Origin of the sequence: Saccharothrix sp. CCNWYY140 (genome assembly GCF_037401995.1) — a bacterium.
Taxonomy (GTDB): Bacteria; Actinomycetota; Actinomycetes; order Mycobacteriales; family Pseudonocardiaceae; genus Actinosynnema.
The window spans coordinates 22,303-39,055 of record NZ_JBBEGC010000020.1 but is presented as its reverse complement, the minus strand read 5'-3'; the positions used below and the strand labels follow the sequence as shown (position 1 = coordinate 39,055).

Annotated in this window: 20 protein-coding genes; 15 read left to right on the top strand and 5 right to left on the bottom strand. The window is 75.3% G+C overall.

What is annotated here, in order from left to right; all coding sequences use genetic code 11:
- The first annotated feature begins 66 nt into the window (after positions 1–66).
- The 15 genes from WBN91_RS12880 to WBN91_RS12810 are packed head-to-tail and all read left to right on the top strand — an operon-like array spanning position 67 to position 12,727.
- The gene (locus tag WBN91_RS12880) at positions 67–588 is read left to right on the top strand and encodes a hypothetical protein (RefSeq protein WP_337729382.1); all 522 of its coding nucleotides are present in this window, start codon (positions 67–69) and stop codon (positions 586–588) included.
- Positions 582–1,055 (top strand): GNAT family N-acetyltransferase, encoded by a 474-nt coding sequence (locus tag WBN91_RS12875; protein ID WP_337723293.1) that lies wholly within the window; start codon positions 582–584, stop codon positions 1,053–1,055. Before WBN91_RS12880 ends, WBN91_RS12875 begins: the two co-directional genes overlap by 7 nt.
- Entirely contained in the window at positions 1,042–1,539 is a 498-nt protein-coding gene (locus tag WBN91_RS12870) for a hypothetical protein (protein ID WP_337723292.1), read from the top strand. The genes WBN91_RS12875 and WBN91_RS12870 overlap by 14 nt, the downstream gene beginning before the upstream one ends.
- The gene (locus tag WBN91_RS12865) at positions 1,536–2,132 is read left to right on the top strand and encodes a GNAT family N-acetyltransferase (protein ID WP_337723290.1); all 597 of its coding nucleotides are present in this window, start codon (positions 1,536–1,538) and stop codon (positions 2,130–2,132) included. The genes WBN91_RS12870 and WBN91_RS12865 overlap by 4 nt, the downstream gene beginning before the upstream one ends.
- Positions 2,129–3,460: a DUF3182 family protein gene (locus WBN91_RS12860; RefSeq protein WP_337723289.1), complete on the top strand. Its 1,332-nt coding sequence runs from the start codon at positions 2,129–2,131 to the stop codon at positions 3,458–3,460. The genes WBN91_RS12865 and WBN91_RS12860 overlap by 4 nt, the downstream gene beginning before the upstream one ends.
- On the top strand, positions 3,457–4,725 hold the full coding sequence (locus WBN91_RS12855; protein ID WP_337723288.1) for a type III PLP-dependent enzyme: 1,269 nt from the start codon (positions 3,457–3,459) through the stop codon (positions 4,723–4,725). Before WBN91_RS12860 ends, WBN91_RS12855 begins: the two co-directional genes overlap by 4 nt.
- Positions 4,722–4,985 carry an acyl carrier protein gene (locus WBN91_RS12850; protein ID WP_337723287.1) on the top strand — a complete coding sequence of 88 codons (264 nt, stop codon included), beginning with the start codon at positions 4,722–4,724 and terminating at the stop codon, positions 4,983–4,985. The genes WBN91_RS12855 and WBN91_RS12850 overlap by 4 nt, the downstream gene beginning before the upstream one ends.
- Positions 4,982–5,953, top strand: a complete 972-nt coding sequence (locus tag WBN91_RS12845) for a 3-oxoacyl-[acyl-carrier-protein] synthase III C-terminal domain-containing protein (RefSeq protein ID WP_337723286.1) — start codon at positions 4,982–4,984, stop codon at positions 5,951–5,953. Before WBN91_RS12850 ends, WBN91_RS12845 begins: the two co-directional genes overlap by 4 nt.
- A complete protein-coding gene (locus tag WBN91_RS12840; protein WP_337723285.1) occupies positions 5,953–6,507 on the top strand; it encodes an acyl-CoA dehydrogenase family protein in 555 nt (184 codons plus the stop codon). The genes WBN91_RS12845 and WBN91_RS12840 overlap by 1 nt, the downstream gene beginning before the upstream one ends.
- On the top strand, positions 6,504–7,637 hold the full coding sequence (locus WBN91_RS12835; protein ID WP_337723284.1) for an acyl-CoA dehydrogenase family protein: 1,134 nt from the start codon (positions 6,504–6,506) through the stop codon (positions 7,635–7,637). Before WBN91_RS12840 ends, WBN91_RS12835 begins: the two co-directional genes overlap by 4 nt.
- Positions 7,630–8,316, top strand: a complete 687-nt coding sequence (locus WBN91_RS12830) for a hypothetical protein (RefSeq protein WP_337723283.1) — start codon at positions 7,630–7,632, stop codon at positions 8,314–8,316. The genes WBN91_RS12835 and WBN91_RS12830 overlap by 8 nt, the downstream gene beginning before the upstream one ends.
- Positions 8,317–8,321: 5 nt before the next feature.
- Positions 8,322–9,638, top strand: a complete 1,317-nt coding sequence (locus tag WBN91_RS12825) for an MATE family efflux transporter (protein WP_337723282.1) — start codon at positions 8,322–8,324, stop codon at positions 9,636–9,638.
- Complete coding sequence (locus tag WBN91_RS12820) at positions 9,635–10,027, top strand: holo-ACP synthase (protein ID WP_337723281.1); 393 nt, start codon at positions 9,635–9,637, stop codon at positions 10,025–10,027. Before WBN91_RS12825 ends, WBN91_RS12820 begins: the two co-directional genes overlap by 4 nt.
- Positions 10,027–11,517 carry an amino acid adenylation domain-containing protein gene (locus WBN91_RS12815; protein ID WP_337723280.1) on the top strand — a complete coding sequence of 497 codons (1,491 nt, stop codon included), beginning with the start codon at positions 10,027–10,029 and terminating at the stop codon, positions 11,515–11,517. The genes WBN91_RS12820 and WBN91_RS12815 overlap by 1 nt, the downstream gene beginning before the upstream one ends.
- 1 nt (position 11,518) lies before the next feature.
- Positions 11,519–12,727: a helix-turn-helix transcriptional regulator gene (locus WBN91_RS12810; RefSeq protein WP_337723279.1), complete on the top strand. Its 1,209-nt coding sequence runs from the start codon at positions 11,519–11,521 to the stop codon at positions 12,725–12,727.
- Here WBN91_RS12810 and WBN91_RS12805 read toward each other — a convergent pair.
- The 5 genes from WBN91_RS12805 to WBN91_RS12785 are packed head-to-tail and all read right to left on the bottom strand — an operon-like array spanning position 12,694 to position 16,744.
- On the bottom strand, positions 12,694–13,398 hold the full coding sequence (locus tag WBN91_RS12805; protein WP_337723278.1) for a 2-hydroxychromene-2-carboxylate isomerase: 705 nt from the start codon (positions 13,396–13,398) through the stop codon (positions 12,694–12,696). The genes WBN91_RS12810 and WBN91_RS12805 overlap by 34 nt on opposite strands.
- Entirely contained in the window at positions 13,395–14,162 is a 768-nt protein-coding gene (locus WBN91_RS12800; RefSeq protein WP_337723277.1) for an alpha/beta fold hydrolase, read from the bottom strand. Before WBN91_RS12800 ends, WBN91_RS12805 begins: the two co-directional genes overlap by 4 nt.
- Entirely contained in the window at positions 14,152–15,282 is a 1,131-nt protein-coding gene (locus WBN91_RS12795; RefSeq protein WP_337723276.1) for a beta-ketoacyl synthase N-terminal-like domain-containing protein, read from the bottom strand. The genes WBN91_RS12800 and WBN91_RS12795 overlap by 11 nt, the downstream gene beginning before the upstream one ends.
- Positions 15,279–16,487, bottom strand: a complete 1,209-nt coding sequence (locus tag WBN91_RS12790; protein WP_337723275.1) for a beta-ketoacyl-[acyl-carrier-protein] synthase family protein — start codon at positions 16,485–16,487, stop codon at positions 15,279–15,281. Before WBN91_RS12790 ends, WBN91_RS12795 begins: the two co-directional genes overlap by 4 nt.
- Entirely contained in the window at positions 16,487–16,744 is a 258-nt protein-coding gene (locus WBN91_RS12785) for an acyl carrier protein (protein ID WP_337723274.1), read from the bottom strand. Before WBN91_RS12785 ends, WBN91_RS12790 begins: the two co-directional genes overlap by 1 nt.
- Positions 16,745–16,753: the final 9 nt, after the last annotated feature.

The following is a 16,753-nucleotide window of genomic DNA, read 5'->3' as shown; positions in this document are numbered from 1 at the left end:
GACCGATAGTGGCCGCGGTTAGGTTCTTCGTGGCCGACCGAGATTCGAGTGTGGAGCGGGGAAGTGGTGGAGTTCCAGTCCCGGGCCTTCGGCCCGGAGCACGAGGAAGCGGTGTACCGGCTCTTCGAGTCGTCGGACTTCCTGTACCGCACGACACTTCCCACGGCACTGGGCCGCGCGGAGATCGACGCGCTGGTCGCCGACGCGCGCGTGGTGCTGGTCGACGGCGTCGTGGTGGGGCTGTGGTCGGTGGACAGCCTGCTGTGGTCGCACGCCGGGCAGCTGCCGGACTCCGGCCTGTACCTGCTGCGCCTGCGCCTGGCGTCGACCGCGCCGGTGTCGTGGTGGGTCGAGGTGTACCGGCGGGTGTTGGAGCACCTGCGCGACCGCAACGGCCTGGCCCGGATCACCTTCGAGGTCGAGGAGTTCGACGCGCTGGGCGTGGAGGTCGCGGCGGCGCTGGGCCTGACCGCGGAGGGGTTGTTGCCGGAGCTGGTCGAGCGGGAGGGGCGGCGGTGGGGTCGATGGGTCTACGGCGCGACCTGGCCGGTCGTGGTGCCGTCAGGACGGAGGGAGGACCGGTGGTGACGCTGTCGGGGTACCGACCGGCGCACGCCGCGCTGTTGAAGGGGCGGTGGCTGCCCGGCGAGCTGATCGCCGTCCGCGAGGACCGCAGGGTGGCGGACTTCTCCGTCGCCGAACTGCCCGAACCCGGGCTGTGCGACGAGACGCGGGTCCTGGTCGCGGCGGGCGCCGGCGTCGTCCGGTACCTGGAGATCGACTGGGTGGACCGCCGGGCACGACTGGAGGTGCTGCTGCTGACCGACTACGACGAGGTCGGCGCGCGCGCCCTGCTGGAGCGGGCGCTGGAGACCGCGTTCTCGGTCTTCGCGCTCAACCGCGTGTACGGCTACGTCACGCCGGGCGGGCCGGACGTCGAGCCGGTGCTGCGCGCGGCGGGTTTCGAACGCGAGGGCGTGGTGCCCGAGGCGGCCCGGGTCGGCGGCGCGCCGGTCGGGCGGACGTTGTGGGGGCGGCTGCGTGAATCCCGGTGAGGCGATGGCGCTGCGCCCGGTGGCGACCGGTGAGCTGCGCGACGTGCTGCGGCGGATCACCGACCGCGGCGACGAGATCCTCGGGGTGGACCCGCGGCGGCGCAACCTGGCGGCCATGACCAAGCGGTTGGCCGACATGGGCGCGCGGCTGTTCGAGGTGCTGCTCGGCGACGTCCCGGTGGCGGTCGTCGCGCACACGCACAACCCGCTCAACCGCGACCAGGCCACGGTCGGGGTCGCCGCGTTCGAGCCCGAGCACGCCGCCTCGGCGGTGTGGACGCACGTCACGCAGCTGGCGGAGCGGTTCGGCACCGGCTCCTTCGTCAGCACCGCCGCCGTGGGCTCCGCGGCGGTGGCGGTCTACCGGGCCGCCGGTTTCCGCGAGGTGGGGAGGATGAGGATGCACCTGTACCGGGAGCACGCCTACCACGACGCCTCCGTCCTGCACCTGTCCCTGCGCCCGGGTTCGGGGGTGCCGGGGTGAGCGGTCGGACGCTGCTGGGCCGCCTGGCGCTGCGGCACCTGGAGGAGGAGGACGTCGCGCTGCGGGTCGACGCCCAGTACGACGGGCGGGTGGCGCGCAACATCGCGGGCCACCTCGGGCTCACCCCGCGCGACGAGCTGCTGCGCCGCTTCCGGTCCCACGTGGACGGTCGCGGCGACCGGGTGGAGTACGTGGTGGAGAAGCAGAACGGCGACACGGTCGGGTACATCTTCCTGACCGGTCTGGACTGGGTGAACCGGACGTGCGACCTGTCCATCACCATGCTGCCGGGGTTCCGCACCGGCCTGGGCTACCTGGCCCTGATGTGCGCGTTCGACCACGTGTACGGCTGCCTCAACATGCACGCCGTGCTCACGATGGTGCTGGACGTCAACGAGATGATGGCTTCCGACGAGTGGAACTCCAAGCGTGCCAACGTGACCGTGTCGCAGGGCAACTACACCGAGGGCGCGTTCCGCGCCGTGCACGTCTGGACGCAGACCAAGCCTGAGTACGACGCGATGATCGCCGAGGGCCGCGCGCGGGTCGCCGCGATGCGGGCCCGGCTGGGCGACGAAGTGGGGGCACGGTGAGCTTCGAGCAGCGGTTGAAGACCGCGCTGGTGGGCGACGCGGGGGCGAGGTTCGTCTACCTGGGCAACTTCGAGGTCGAGCGGGCGTGGGCCAAGCGCGCGCCGAAACTGCCCGGCGCGGGCATCTCCTTCGCCAACGCCACGGTCAACCGGATGGAGGAGATGGGCGTCCTGCTCGCCGGGCCGGACGACGTGGTCCTGCTCAAGGAGGCCGTGGACGAGCGGTACGCCGCCTTCCTGGCGGGCATCGACGCCGCCGCCGGCACGGCGCTGGCGGTCGGGCACAACGACCCCGAGCGGTCGGTGACCGAGGACGCGCTGCTCTCGCCGGAGACGCTGGCGCGGCTGCGCGGACTGGCCGACGGCCGCACCTACCTGATGCCGATGGGCGTCTCGGAGGCGGAGGAGGAGCTGTCCAAGGCGACCGGCCTGCCGCTGGCGGGCGTGCCGGCGGCGGTGTGCCAGGCGGTCAACAGCAAGGCCTGGGGCCGGCGGCTGGTCGAGCGGGTGGGCCTGCGCGCCATCCCCGGCGCGGTGTGCGCCTCGGCGGCGGAACTGGCCGACGCGCTGGCCGAGCACCTGGTCGACGGCGGCCGGGTCGTGGTCAAGGAACCGCTGGGCGTGTCCGGGCGCGGCATGGTCGTGCTGGACTCCCGGGAACGCGCGGACCGCCTGGTGCGCATGCTGTCCCGGCGCTCGGAGGCCGCGCTGGACCTCGTGGTCGAGCGCTGGATCGACCGGGCGGCCGACCTGAACTACCAGTTCGTCGTCTCCCGGGGCGGCGAGGTGGCCTTCGAGACGGTCAAGCGGGCGGTGGTGGAGGGTGGTGTCCACAAGGGACACGAGTTCCCGCCCGCGCTGCCCGACCACGTGGAGCCGGAGCTGCGGGCGGCGGCCGAGCTGATCGGCCGCGAGCTGTTCGCGGCGGGCTACTACGGCGTGGTCGGCGTGGACGCCCTGCTGGCCGAGGACGGCACGCTCCACCCGTGCCTGGAGATCAACGCGAGGTTCAACATGGCCACCTACCAGAGCCGGGTGGCGGAGCGGTTCATCGGGCCGGGCAAGCACGCCGTGGCCGCGACGTTCGGGCTCCGCCTGGCCCGGCAGCACACCTTCGACGAGGTCGTGGCCGCCCTGGGCGAGCTGTCCTTCGGCGACGGCCGGGGCGTGCTGGTCAACGCCTTCGCCACGCTCAACGCCCGCGCCACGCCGGGCGCGGAGTTCCCGGGCCGGCTGTACGCCCTGTGCGTCGCCGACAGCGCCGAGGCCGCGCGCGAGCTGCGCGCCGACGCCGACGCGCGGCTGCGGGACGGGATCGGTGCCCGATGACCGACCACCGCGCCCTGGCCGAGCGGTTCGGCACCCCGCTCTACGTCTACGACGGCGACCAGCTGATCGGCGCGCTCGCCGCCCTGCGCACGAAGCTGCACCCCGCGCTGGAGGTGTTCTACTCGCTCAAGTCCAACCCGAACGTCAGCGTCTTCGCCCTCCTCCACACCCACGGCGCCCGCGCCGAGGTGTCCTCGCTGGTGGAGCTGCGCACGGCGCTGGCGGCCGGCGCGGACCCGGAGGACGTGATCTTCCTGGGTCCCGGCAAGAGCGACGCCGAGCTGGAGGCGTGCGTCGAGGCGGGGATCTGCGCGATCGTCGCCGAGTCGGTCGAGGAACTGGACCGGATCGACCGGATCGCGGACGACCTGGGTGTGCGGCAACGGGTCCTGCTGCGGGTCAACCCCGCGGTCTCGCCCGGCGGCGCCCGCCTGACGATGGGCGGCAAGCCGCGCCAGTTCGGCATCGACGAGGAAGTCGTGCTCGGGCTGCGCGACCTGCCCGCCCGCTACCCGCAGGTCGACGTGGCCGGGGTGCACGTCTACCTGGGCACCCGCATCCTCGACGCGGACACCGTGGTGGCCAACACCCGCTACGCGCTCGACCTGGCCGAGCGGGTCTCCGCGGCGACGGGCATCCCGCTGGAGGTCGTCGACATCGGCGGCGGCTTCGGCGTGGCCTACTTCGACGGCGAGACCGACCTCGACCTCGACGCGGTCGCCGAGGGCCTGAACCCGCTGCTCGCGCGGTTCGCCGCGGCGCACCCCGGCACGCGGCTGCTGCTGGAGTCGGGCCGGTTCCTCGCCGCCCGCGCGGGCACCTACGTGGTGGGCGTGCGGTACGTGAAGGAGTCGATGGGCGAGCGGTTCGCGGTGACCGACGGCGGTACGCACCACCACATGGCCGCAGTGGGCATCGGGTCGTTCGTCAAGCGCAACTTCCCCGTGGAGCTGCTCTCGCGCGAAGCCGACGGGCCGGCGGAGCCCTGGCACGTCACCGGGCCGCTGTGCACGCCCAACGACACCATCGCCAAGAACGCGTCCCTCCCGCCGCTGCGGGTGGGCGACCTGCTGGGGGTGCTGAGGTCCGGCGCGTACGGGCCGACCGCCTCGCCGGGCCTGTTCCTGGGCCACGGCTTCCCCGCCGAGGTGCTGGTGCACCGCGGCGAGGCGCACCTGGTCCGCTCCCGCGACACCGCGGAGGACCTGATGCGCAAGCAACACCTGCACGACTTCTCCGACACGACCCTGGGGGCACTGCTGTGAACCGCACCGACGTCATGGAACACGTCCGCATCGCGCTGTCCGCGGTGCTCAAGCGCGACCTGGTCGACCTGACCGAGGAGACCAGGCTGTTCGAGGACCTGGCGCTGGACTCCACCAGCGTCATCGAACTGCTGATGGGCCTGGAGGACGTCCTGGGCGTGGAGGTGGACCCGGACGACCTCGCGCCCGAGGTGTTCGCCACCGCCGGCTCGCTGGCCGACTACGTCCAGGCCCGCGTCGGCGCCGCCGTCGCGCCGTGACCACCGCGCTGTCCGGGGTCCGCGTCCGGGCGGGGCTGTCCGGGGTCGCGGTGGCGGTGCCGCCGCGCTCCGAGCCGGTCGCGGACATCCTGGCCCGCAACGGCGCGACCGGGTCCGAGCAGCGGCTGTTCACCAAGGTCTACGAGCTGCGCGACAGCCCCACGCTGGAGCCCGGCGCCCGCTTCGAGGACCTGCTGGTCGACGTCGGCCGGCGCAGCCTCGCCGGCGGCCGGGCGGACCTGGTGCTCTACGGGCACACGCTGCTCTACCAGGAACACCTCTACCGACCCGGCTTCGCCGACCGCGTCACCACCGGGCTGGGGCTGCCGGGCGTGCCGTTCTACGGCTTGTCGCACGTGGCCTGCACGTCCGTGCTGCGGGCGGTGGAGGTGGCCGCCCGGTTCCTGGACCGGCCCGGCGCGGCCGAGGGCGAGCGGGTGCTGGTGCTGGGCGGCGACCACGGCAGCGCGTGCGACCGCTCGCGGGTGGTGCCCTCGACCACGGTCATGGGCGACGCCGCGGTGGCGTTCCTGGTCGGCCGCGACACCGGCCGCTACCGCTACCTCGGCGGCGCGGGCGCGCGGGACACCCGGTTCCACCGCAGCCTGCGCATGACCGCCGAGGACACCGCGCTGTTCTGGTCGGTGTGCACGGACCTGCTGGTCCAGGCGGTGGACGCGGCGCTCGCCGACGCCGGCCTGGACCGGTCGGACGTGGACTGGGTGATGCCGCACCTGTCCAACGGCATGTTCTGGCGGTCGTTCAGCCGGGCCTCGGGCATCGCCCGCGACCGCATCCGGCTGGACCTGCTGCCCGAGCGCGGGCACACCTTCGGCGTGGACGCGCTGGCCTCGCTGGACCACGTGGACCGGCGCGGCGAGCTCTCGGTGGGCGACCGCTGCCTGCTGGTCTCGATCGGGCAGGGCGCGTACTTCCGGGTCGCGGTGGTGGAAGTGGGGGAGGGGTAGTGCTGGAGTACGAACGCCTTGCGCACGCCGAGGGGCTGGCGGCGGGACTGCGCGCGGCGCTGTCCGGGGCCGACGCGCGGGAGACCGCACCCGGGCCGGTGGTGGCGGTCGTGGACGTGCCCGAGGGCGCGCGGGTCGTGGCGAACGCCCTGGCGGAGCGCGAGGGGGTGGCCTTCGTGGTCACCGGTTCGCGGCGCGACTACCGGCCCGACGTCGCGCTGGCCGTCGCGGCGGCCCGCCTCGGCTCGACCCGCCGGCTGCTGGACCGGGCCGTGGAGCACCTGGCCGGGCGGGAGGCGGGCGGCGAGCCGTTGACCCGCAAGCAACTGGTGGCGGGCGCGATCGGCGACCTCGTCACCGCCACCACCCGCACCCGGCATGAACTGGCCGCCGCGCGCCCGGTCGCCGCGGACGTCGCCGCCGTGCACGACCGGATCGCCGCCATCGACTGGGAGGTCGCGAAGTTGTTCGGCGCCAACGGGTACCTCACCGAGCACCCGGCGCGGGCCGGGTACGTCTCGACGCTGGTCGGCAACACGTGGGTGGCGTCGTGATCGACCTCGACGCCCGGACCCGCGTGCTGCGCGAAGTCGGCCTGGAGTGCGCCAAGGAGCTCGCCGACATGGCCCTCGCTGTGGACGCCGACCCCGACGACATGGCGCCCCACCTGGGTTCGCAGGCCCTCGACCTGATTCGGCTGGTGTGCACGCCCGCCCGCTTCCGGGACCGCCCGCTGCGGCTGGACGGCCAGGAGTACGGCGACACCACCTGCCTGCAACGGGTCGTCGGCACCGCCGCGCTGGCCCGGGGCGACGCGGGCGCGGTGCTCGCCGCGCCGGGTCCGGCCCTGGCCGGGATCGTCGTGGACGTCCTGGGCGGGCCGGAGCAGCAGGAACGCTTCCACCGCGCCCTCGCCGACGGCCGCACGTGGTCGTTCTTCGCGATGACCGAGCCGCGCGGCGGCAACGACGCCACCGGCATGCTCACCCGCCTGGACCGCACCCCCGACGGCCGCGCGCTGCACGGCGCCAAGCGCTACATCGGCAACGGTGCGCGCGGCGACGTCGGCGTCGTGTTCGCCCGCACCGGCCCCAGCCCGCTGTCGATCCGGGCGGCGCTGGTGGAAGCGCCGCTCGCGGACTGCGCGCGGCGCCCCCTGGACACGATCGGCCTCAAGGGCGCGCGGCTGAGCGAGCTGACCTTCGCCGGCACGCCGGTGGCCGAGGAGTCGTTGCTGGGCAACCACCTCCCGGCCTCGCGGCGCGGGATGTGGGGCGCGATCAGGACGTTCCTGTCCATGCGGGTGCAGGTCGCGGCGATGGCGGTGGGCACGGCGCAGGCGTTGTTCGACCGCGTCCGCGAGCACCGGCCGGACGCGCCGGGCGTCGACGAGGTGCGGCTGAGCCTGGACGCGGCCCACACCGTGCTCTACGAAGCCGCGGCGGCGGTCGACCACGAGCCCGAGCGGGCCGACCCGGCCTCGGTGGCCAAGCTGGTCGGCACGGCGTTGGGCGTGCGGGTGGCGCGGTGGGCGGCCCGGTCCCTGGGGCCGGCGTCGCTGCTGACCGACCCGCTGCTGGACAAGCGGGTGCGGGACGTGCACGGGTTCGAGTTCATGGAGGGCACGACCAACATCCAGCTCCTCCAGGTCGCCCAGGCCAGGCTGCGGGCCACCGGTGGCTGACCTGCACGTGGCGGGGATCGGCGCGGCGGTGGACCGCGACCCCGCCTACCGCACCGCCGCCGCGTTCGAGGGCGACGCCGCGATGCTGGACGTGGCCGACACGCTGGCCCGCTTCCGCGCCACCGCGGTCGGCGCGCTGCGGTTCCTCGTCGACGACCACGACACCGACGTGGCGGTCGCCGCGCTGTCCGCGCTCGGCCCGCCGGACCGGCCGCAGCCGCTGTACCTCGTGCGCCCCGACCCCGACCCGGACCCGTTCGTCGCGGTGCTGCCGCGCATCGTGCACGACCTGCCCTGGGTCACCGACGAGCTCGGCGTCACGCACCTGGAGGAGCGGTCCGGCACGGCGTTCCTGCGGCTGCTGGACTGGCTGCTCGACGAGCGCGGCGCGACCGTCGTGCTGGCCGACCAGCCCCCGGTGGTCGTCGGCGAGCCCGGCCCGGTGTCGGCGGTCGCGCTGCGCCTGTCCCGGGAGGGCGGCCCGCTGCGCGTCACCGGCTGGGGCGCGGGCGCACCACCGGCCGCCACGCACGCCTTCGGCGGACCCGGGCCGTGCGACGGCTGGCGCGCGCTGGCCGACGCGGTGGCCGCCCACCGGGTGCTGCCGGGAGACTCGGCCACGGTGTCGGTCGGCGGCGCGGACCCGCAGTGGGTGCGCCTGGCAGCTGAGGGTGGGTGAGGCCGGTGCGGTACCGGCGGATCGCGGCGCTGGGGGTCCCCTTGGCGCTGCAAACGGCGACCATGCTGCTGGGGCAGGTCGTGGTCGTCGCCCTGATCGGCCGGATGGGCGAGGGCGCCCTGTACGTGCAGGCGCTCTACGCCCCGGTGGAGTTCCTGCTGGTGGCGTTGGTGAGCGGGTTCGCGGTGACGCTCCAGGTGCTCACCGCCCGGCGGGTCGGCGCGGGCGACCGCGCGGCCGTCGCCGGGTACTGGGGCGGCCTGCTCAAGGCGGGCCTGCTGGCCTACGCGGTGCTGGCGGCCGTGCTGATCGCCTCGGCGGGCGCGCTGGGCGGGCTGGTGGACGTCGCGCCCGCGCAGGCCGACCGGTTCGGGTCGTTCCTGGCCGCGATGGTGCTGGTCGGTCCGCTGCGGCTGGGCGGTGAGCTGTGCTCGGCGGTGCTGCGCGGCGTGGGGCGCGGGGTGGCGGCGACGTCGTTGACCACGACCTACGTCGTGCTCAACGCGACCCTGGTGGCCGTGCTGGGCGTCGCGGGCGGCGGCGGGCTGGCCGTGGTGCCGGTGGCCGCCGCCGTCGCGGGCGCGATCGAGCTGGCCGCGGGCCTGGCCGTGCTGAGCCGCGCCGGGCTCGTGACGTGGGCCGGGGCGCGGCGGTCGGCGGCGGTGCTCGCGCCGGTGGTGGGCACCGGCCTGCCGGTCGCGGCCTCCTACGTGCTGCTGTTCGTGGTGAACCTGCTGCTGGTGCGGATCGCCGCGACCGGCGGGCCGGCGGCGGTGGCCGGGTTCAACGCCGGGTACACCGCCCAGACCGCCGTGCTGGTGCCCGCGATCGGGTTCGGTTCGGCGATCGCGGTGCTGGTCAACCAGCGGATCGGGGCGGGGGACCGGGTGGGCGCGGCGACGGTGTTCCGGCGCGGCCTGGCGCTGGTCGCCTGCGGGTACGCGGTGGTGACGCTGGCGCTGCTGGTGGTCGGGTCCCCGCTGGCGGGTCTGCTGGCGGAGGACCCGGCGGTGGTGGAGCAGGCGCGCGGGTTCCTGACCGCCGTGGGGCCGACGTTCGGCTGCACGGGCCTGGTGCTCGCGGTGCTGACAGTGTTGCAGCAGGTCGGGCGCGGCGGTGTGGCGGTGGCGATGAACCTGGGGTACTTCGCCGTGCTGATCGGCGTGGGCTGGGCGGCGGTCGCGTCGACCGGCCGGGTGTCGGCGCTGCACGTGACGATGGCGGTGGTGGCGGCGGCCAGCCTGGTCGTGGGCGCGCCGGTGGCGGCGTGGCTGGTGCGGCGCACGATCGCGACCCGGGCCGGGGACGGGGGTGCGGCGTGAGGATCGGGGTGGACCTGCTCAAGCTGCCGCGCTTCGCCCGCGTCGCCGAGCACCCGCGGATGCGGCGGCTGCTGTTCACCGAACGGGAGTTGGGCGACGTGGCCGACCTCGGCCCGGCGCGGCGCGTGGAACGGCTCGGGGGCCGGTTCTGCGCCAAGGAGGCCGTCGCGAAGGTGCTGGGGCGGGGCCTCGGCCAGGGGCTGCGGTGGCCGGAGATCGAAGTGACCAGCGACGAGTGGGGAGCGCCCGCGGTGCGGCTGCACGGCGGGGCGGCGGAGGCGGCGCGGACGGCCGGGATCGGGTCCGTGCAGGTCTCCATCACCCACCAGGAGGACCTGGTGGTGTGCGTGGCGCTGGGCGTACCGCACGGACCGGACAGGGGGGCGTGATGACGACGACGGTGCACCGCGCGGCGACGCTGCGCGAGTGGTTCGACCGGGGCCTGCGGGCCAACCCGGAGGGGACGGCCCTGCGCGTGGGCGCGGCGCAGCTGTCCTACCGGGAGCTGCACGAGCGCGCGTCGGCCGTGGCGGGCGCGGTGCTCGCCGCGACCGGCGAGGCGCCGCGGCGAGTGGGGGTGTTGGCGTCGCGGTCGGTGGCGGCCTACGTGGGCGTGCTGGCGGCGGTGTACTGCGGCGCGGCGGTCGTCCCGCTCAACCGCGAGTACCCGCCGGAGCGCACCCGCCGCATGGTCGCCGCCGCGCGGCTGGACGCGCTGCTGTGCGACGACGCCGGCCGGTCGCGGCTGGCGGACCTCGACGACCTCGGGGTCCCGGTGGTGGGGGAGGGCGGCGTGCCGCTCACCGCGCCGCTGCGGGCCGAGCCGGACGACCCGGCCTACGTCATGTTCACCTCGGGCTCCACCGGCACGCCCAAGGGCGTCCCGGTGCTGCACCGCAACGTGGCGCACTACCTGGCGGTGGTGTCGGAGCGGTACGGCTTCACCCCGGACGACGTGTTCTCCCAGACCTTCGACCTCACCTTCGACCTGGCGGTGTTCGACCTGTTCGTCGCCTGGGGCGCGGGCGCCGCCGTGGTGTGCACGCCGCCGGGCGCGCTGATGGCGCTGCCGGACTTCCTGACCTCCCACGGGATCACGGTGTGGTTCTCCTCGCCCAGCGTGATCTCCTTCGTGCGCCGCACCCGGGGCCTGGCCCCCGGCTCGATGCCGTCGCTGCGGTGGAGCCTGTTCTGCGGCGAGCCGCTGACCGCCGCCGACGCCGAGGACTGGCGCGTCGCCGCGTCCGGCTCGACCGTGGAGAACCTGTACGGGCCGACGGAGCTGACCATCTCGTGCAGCGTGCACCGGTGGGACCCGGCGACCTCGCCGTCCTCCTGCGTGAACGGGATCGTGCCGATCGGCCGGCTGCACGCGGGCCTGGCGCACGTCGTGGTGGCCGACGGGAAGCCCGCCGAGGAGGGCGAGCTGTGCGTGACCGGCGCGCAGATGTTCCCCGGATACCTGGACCCCGCCGACGACGAGGGCCGGTTCCTGGTGCTGGAGGGCGAGCGCTGGTACCGCACCGGTGACGTGGTCCGCGTGCTGCCCGACGGCGACCTGGCCTACCTGGGCCGCCTGGACCACCAGGTGAAGATCCGCGGCCAGCGCATCGAACTGTCCGAAGTGGACCACGCGGCGGCCGGCGTGGACGGGGTCGAACGGGCGGTCACGGTGGCCGTCGAGGGCGAGCTGGTGACCTTCTACGTGGGCCGGGAAGTGCCCGCCGCGCAGGTGCGCGAGCAACTCGCCCGGACCCTGCCCAAGGCCGCGGTGCCGCGGCACGTGGTGCACCTCGCCGAGTTCCCGCTCAACGCCAACCGCAAGATCGACCGCCGGGCGCTCACCGAGCGGGCCGTGCTCGTCGTGACCGGTGGCTGACGTGGGCGCGACGACCCTGATCGGGCGGGACGAGGAGCTCGACCGGCTGGTCCGCGACCTCGCCCCGGGCCTGACGACCCTGGTGGGACCGGTCGGCGTGGGCAAGACGCGGCTGGCCGCGGAGGTCGCGCGGCGGCGGCCGGACGTCGTCCTCGACGACGACCCGAGCCCGGAGCGGCTGGCCGCCGGCAGGCCGGTGCTGGCCACCGCGCGCGAACCGCTGCGGCGGCCCGGCGAGGTGGTGGTGGACGTCGGTCCGCTGCCGGTGCCCGGCGACGACGTGCCGGCCGACGAGCTGGCGGCCGTGCCGTCGGTGGCGGTGCTGCTGCGGGCGGCGCGGTCGGTGCGGCCGGGCTTCGCGCCCACCGCGGCTGACCGGGACGACCTGGTGCGGCTGTGCCGCGCGCTGGACGGCGTCCCGCTCGCCCTGGTGCGGGCGGGGGAGCGGCTGAAGGTGGCGCGGCCGGGCGACCTGCTGGCGCGGCTGGACGTCGGCGCGCTGCTGCCGGAGCTGGTGGCCGAGGTCGGCGCGCTGCCGCCGGAGGCCGCCGACCTGCTCACCGCGCTCAGCGCGTTCGCGGACGACTTCAGCGCGGACGCGGTGGAGGCGGTCACCGGCCGCCGCTACGCCACCCTGTGGGAGGTGGTGGAGCTGCTGGTGGACCGGCGCCTGCTGGCCGTGCGCGAGCCGGGCTCCGGCGGTCTGCGCTTCCGGCTGCCCCCGCTGGTCCGGCGGCTGCTGCTGGGCTCCTGCCCGGAGTCGGCGCGGCGGCGGCACGGCGAGTTCGTGCTGGGGGAGATGGCCGCGCGGGCCGACGTGGCGGCCGAGGACGTGGCCACCGCGTTCGCGGTCCTGGACGAGGAGGCGCCGGCGCACCGGTTCGCGCTGGCCGCCGCCGAGTACCACGCGGCGCGCGGCGAGCTGGACGACGGCCTGACCTGGCTGCGCCGGGCCGTGCGGCTGGCCGACCGGCCCGGCACGCCCGCCGCCTCGCCGCTGACCGCGCGCCAGCAGGAGGTCGCGGAGCTGGTCGCGCGCGGCCTGACCAACCGCGCCATCGCCCGCAGGCTGGGCATCTCCGAGTGGACCGCGGTCAACCACGTGCGCGAGGTGCTGCGCCGGCTCGACATCTCCTCCCGGGTGGAGGTGGCCCGCTGGGTCGCGGGCCGCGCTCCTCACCCGCACCCGCCCGCGGTGTCCCGGTCGTAGCCGCCCACCCGGGTCAGCACGGCGGTGGGCGCCCCCGCGACCGGGTCCGGGTCGTCCCGCGCCTCCAGCGCGGCGACGAAGTCCGCGACCCGGTCCAGGCCCCAGAACCGCTGCCGGCCGAGCTTGAAGTACGGCGCGCCGAACACGTCGTCGTGGTAGGCGTCGACCAGGGCGTCGACGCCCTCCGCGCGGATCTGTTCGTCCTGCGCGGCGGAGAGCAGCTCGCCCGCGTCCAGCCCGACCGACGTGGCCAGGCGGGCCAGGACCTCCTCGTCGCACACGTTCTCCGCGCGTTCCCACCGGGCGGCGACCACGGCGTCGTAGAACTCCCGGCCCGCACCCAGCCGCCGCGCCCGCAGCCAGGCCAGGTGCGGGCGTTCCCACCACGGGTTGCCGATGTCGACCGGCCACTTCATCGGGTAGCCGAACCGGGCGGCGATCCGCTTGGTGTCGCCGAGGATGTACAGGTGCTTGGCCTTGCTCATCGGCACGTACAGGATCTCGGCGTCCCGATCGGCCACGGCCTTCGCGGTGTCGTCGTCGGCGTCCCAGTACGGGCGGAACACCACCCGCCGGTCGGCGTCGGGCAGCAGCTCCCGCAGCCGCCGCACCGCCATCCAGCTGTAGGGGCTGCGGAAGTTGAAGTACAGCGTGGGGACTCTCTTGCTCATGCCAGGGGCACCTTCCGTTGTTCGACCGACCGCAGGAAGCCGACCAGCCGCTCGGCGACGTCGTCGGCCTGCCGCACGTGGCAGCAGTGGGTGAAGTACGGCCGCCGCTCGACCCGGGCGGACGGCATGGCGGCGGCGAGCACGTCGGCGCGCTCGGCGCTCAGCGCCGGGTCGCCCTCGCCGACCAGGACCAGCGCCGGCACCTCGACCCCGCCCAGGTCCAGTCCGGTGGTGGCCACGAACTGGCGGTAGAGCACGTCGATGCCCGCGTCGCCGACCCGCTTGAGGGTGGCGTCGGCCATCGCGTCGAGCAGCGGGCCGTCCAGCAGCCGCCCGCGCCCGGCGAGGGCGACCAGCAGGCCGTCCACCACCGCGTGCCGGAACACCGCGACGAAGTCCTCGCGCAACCGGTCGTCCACGGTCCGGGCGGGGTCGTTGAAGAACGGCGCGAGCAGCACGACGCCCTCCACGTCCCGCGCGCCGCCGTCGGCCAGGTGCTCCAGGACGGCGTTGGCGCCGAACGAGTGCGCGACGACGGCGTGCGGGCGTTCCGGGAGGGCGTCCAGGGCGTCGGCGACGACGTCGGCGGGACGCGCCCCGGCGCGCCAGGCGTGCCCGCCGGAGGCCCGCCACGGCAGGTCCGCGGCCAGCACCCGGTACCGGCCGCGCAGGCGGGCGGCCAGCGGCGTCCACTCCCGCAGGCCGCCCTCCGCGCCGTGGAAGGCGGCCAGGACCGGGCCGGAGCCGCCGAGATCAGTCCACATCGGACCACCCCGTCACGTCGTCGGTCAGCACCGCCACGCCGGCCGTACCCTCGGAGGTCACATCGGACAGCACCGCCACGCCCGCAGTCCCCTCGGCCGTCACCGAGGTCAGCACCGTCACGCCGCGGTGCCCGTCGCGGTAGCGGGCCAGCAGCGCGGCCAGCTGGAACGCGCCGGCGGCGGCGTCGCACCCGCCGACGAGGTCCTTGACCGCCAGCAGCGGGACGTCGCCGAGCACGGCGGCGATCCCGGTGCGTTCGGCGGCGTCCACCCCGGCCTCGCCGCGCTCGCCGGTGGCCACCAGCGTCACCCGCTCCGGCGCGACCCCGGCGTCCTCCAGCGCCCGCGCCAGGCACCGGGCCAGCGCCGACCCGGCGTCGTCGCCCACCGCGGTCTCCACGGCCAGCACCGCCGCGCGCGGCACGCGGCCGGCGTCCTGCGCGGTGGCGGGCAGTTCGACGACGAACACCCCCGCGCCCTCGCCGACCGCGTCGCCGTCGGTCCCGGCCACCCGGTGCTGCCACGCCCGGTGCGGGCTGAGCTCCTCGAACGCGCCCGCGAGGACGGTCTCCGCGTGGCCCCGGGTCAGGGCGTTGCGGGTGTAGCGCAGCACCTGCACCAGCGCGAGCTGCCCGCCCGCGACGGTGGCGTTGACGCCCTTGAGGCCGTGCCGGATCGCGGTCCGGCCCGCGGCGCAGTTCATCACCGTGGTGGGGAACAGCATGGGTTCCACCAGGTACGGCTTGTCCTGCACCAGCGTGTCCCGGTCGTACTCGGCGACGGACTGGACGCTGCCCGCGGTCGTGCCCAGCACCACGCCGGTGGCCTGAGCGCGGTCGGAGTCCAGGACCAGCTCCGCGTCGGCCAGGGCGTGCCCGGCGGCGACCAGGGCCAGCGCCGTGCCGCGGTCCAGCGACCCGGTCCCCTTGCGGCCCAGGTGGTCGCGCGCGCGGAAGGCGGCCAGCGCGGCGGCCGGGCGGTCGGGCAGCTGCCCGTCGAACAGGTCGCGCACGTCGCCGACGCCGCCCCGCCGGTCGCGCACGGCGGCGGCGAAGTCCTCCGCGCCGATGCCGACCGGGGACGCCACGCCCCACCCGGTGATCACGAGCACCCGGTTCACCCGACCCTCCCGAAGATGGTGATGGCGTTGTTGCCGCCGAAGGCGAACCCGTTGTTCTGCACCACGTCCAGCCGCGCCGGCCGGGACTCGTTGGGCACCGGGTCGATGCCCGCGAGCGCCGGGTCGGGCGTGCGGTGGTTGATCGTCGGCGGCAGGAACCCCTCGGTGAGGCCGAGGATGGCGGCGATCGCGCCGAACCCGCTGGCCGCGCCCATCGTGTGGCCCAGCATCGACTTGATCGAGCTCATCGGCGGCGGCTGCGGGCCGAAGACCTCCAGCACGGCCTGCGCCTCGGCGAGGTCGTTGGCCTGGGTGCCGGTGCCGTGCGCGCAGATGTAGTCCACGTCCGAGGGCACGATCCCGGCGCTCTCGTGCGCCCGGCGGATGCACCGCGCGATGCCCTCCGGGTCCGGCGCGACCGGGTGGTTGGCGTCGCAGGTCAACCCGTAGCCCATGACCTCGGCGTAGACGAACGCGCCGCGCGCCACCGCCGAGTCGTAGGACTCCAGGAACAGCGCGCAGCCGCCCTCCGCGGTGATCACGCCGGTCCGGTCGCGGTCGAACGGCGCGCTGGCGTGCTCGGCCAGCGCGCCCAGCCGGTAGAACCCGGCGTGCGCCCACCGCACCGTGGAGTCCGCGCCGGCGGCGACGACGAAGTCCGCGTCACCGCCGGCCACGAGGTCGTAGGCGTAGCCGATGGCGTAGTTCGTCGCCGCGCACGCCGTGGACAGCGTCATGGCCTCGCCGGTGAGCCCGAGTTCGCGGTTGACCGCGAGCGCGAGCCGGGAGGCGGGCAGCTTGCCCACCTCCTCCGGCGACCACGCGGTGAAGCCGTCGGCCACCCACTGCCCGCTGAGCGCCTGCACCACCCGCGACTCGCCGCTGGTGGTGCCGACCACCGACCCCGACCGCGAGCGGGCCAGCAGGTCGGGGTCCACCTTCGCGTCCTCGACCGCGAGCCGCGCCGCCGACGCGGCGAACAGGCTGCTGCGGCCCCACCGGGCCGGGTCGAGCACGCGGAGGTGCTCCGCGGGCTCGAAGTCCGGCACCTCGCCCGCCACGACGTGCGGGAACCCGGTGGTGTCGAAGCTGGTGATCGGCGCGACCCCGGAGCGCCCGGCCCGCAGCGCCGCGCCGAACGCCTCGACGCCGACGCCGATGCTGGACACCGGGCCCAGCCCGGTCACCACGACCCTGCGGTCCACTACGCCGTCCAGCCCGCGTACTTGGCGACGACCTCGTAGAGGGCGCGCAGGGTGGTCATGTTCGGCAGCTCCTCCTGCGGGATGTCGATCTTGTACTTCTTCTCGATCCGGGCGAGCAGCTCGATCGCGCGCAGCGAGTCGGCGTCGTGCTCCTCGGTGAACAGGCCGTCGTCGGTGACCTCCTCGACCTCGACCTCCATCACGTCCGCGGTGATCTCGCGCAGCTCTTCCAGGTGCTGCTCGATCGCCTGGGTCATCTCGTCCTC

Bases quoted from the DNA above. Each gene is read 5' to 3' on its own strand.
- WBN91_RS12855 (WP_337723288.1), top strand. From the start codon at position 3,457: ATGACCGACCACCGCGCCCTGGCCGAGCGGTTCGGCACCCCGCTCTAC.
- WBN91_RS12815 (WP_337723280.1), top strand. From the start codon at position 10,027: ATGACGACGACGGTGCACCGCGCGGCGACGCTGCGCGAGTGGTTCGAC.
- WBN91_RS12805 (WP_337723278.1), bottom strand. From the start codon at position 13,398: ATGAGCAAGAGAGTCCCCACGCTGTACTTCAACTTCCGCAGCCCCTAC.
- WBN91_RS12800 (WP_337723277.1), bottom strand. From the start codon at position 14,162: ATGTGGACTGATCTCGGCGGCTCCGGCCCGGTCCTGGCCGCCTTCCAC.
- WBN91_RS12785 (WP_337723274.1), bottom strand. From the start codon at position 16,744: ATGACCCAGGCGATCGAGCAGCACCTGGAAGAGCTGCGCGAGATCACC.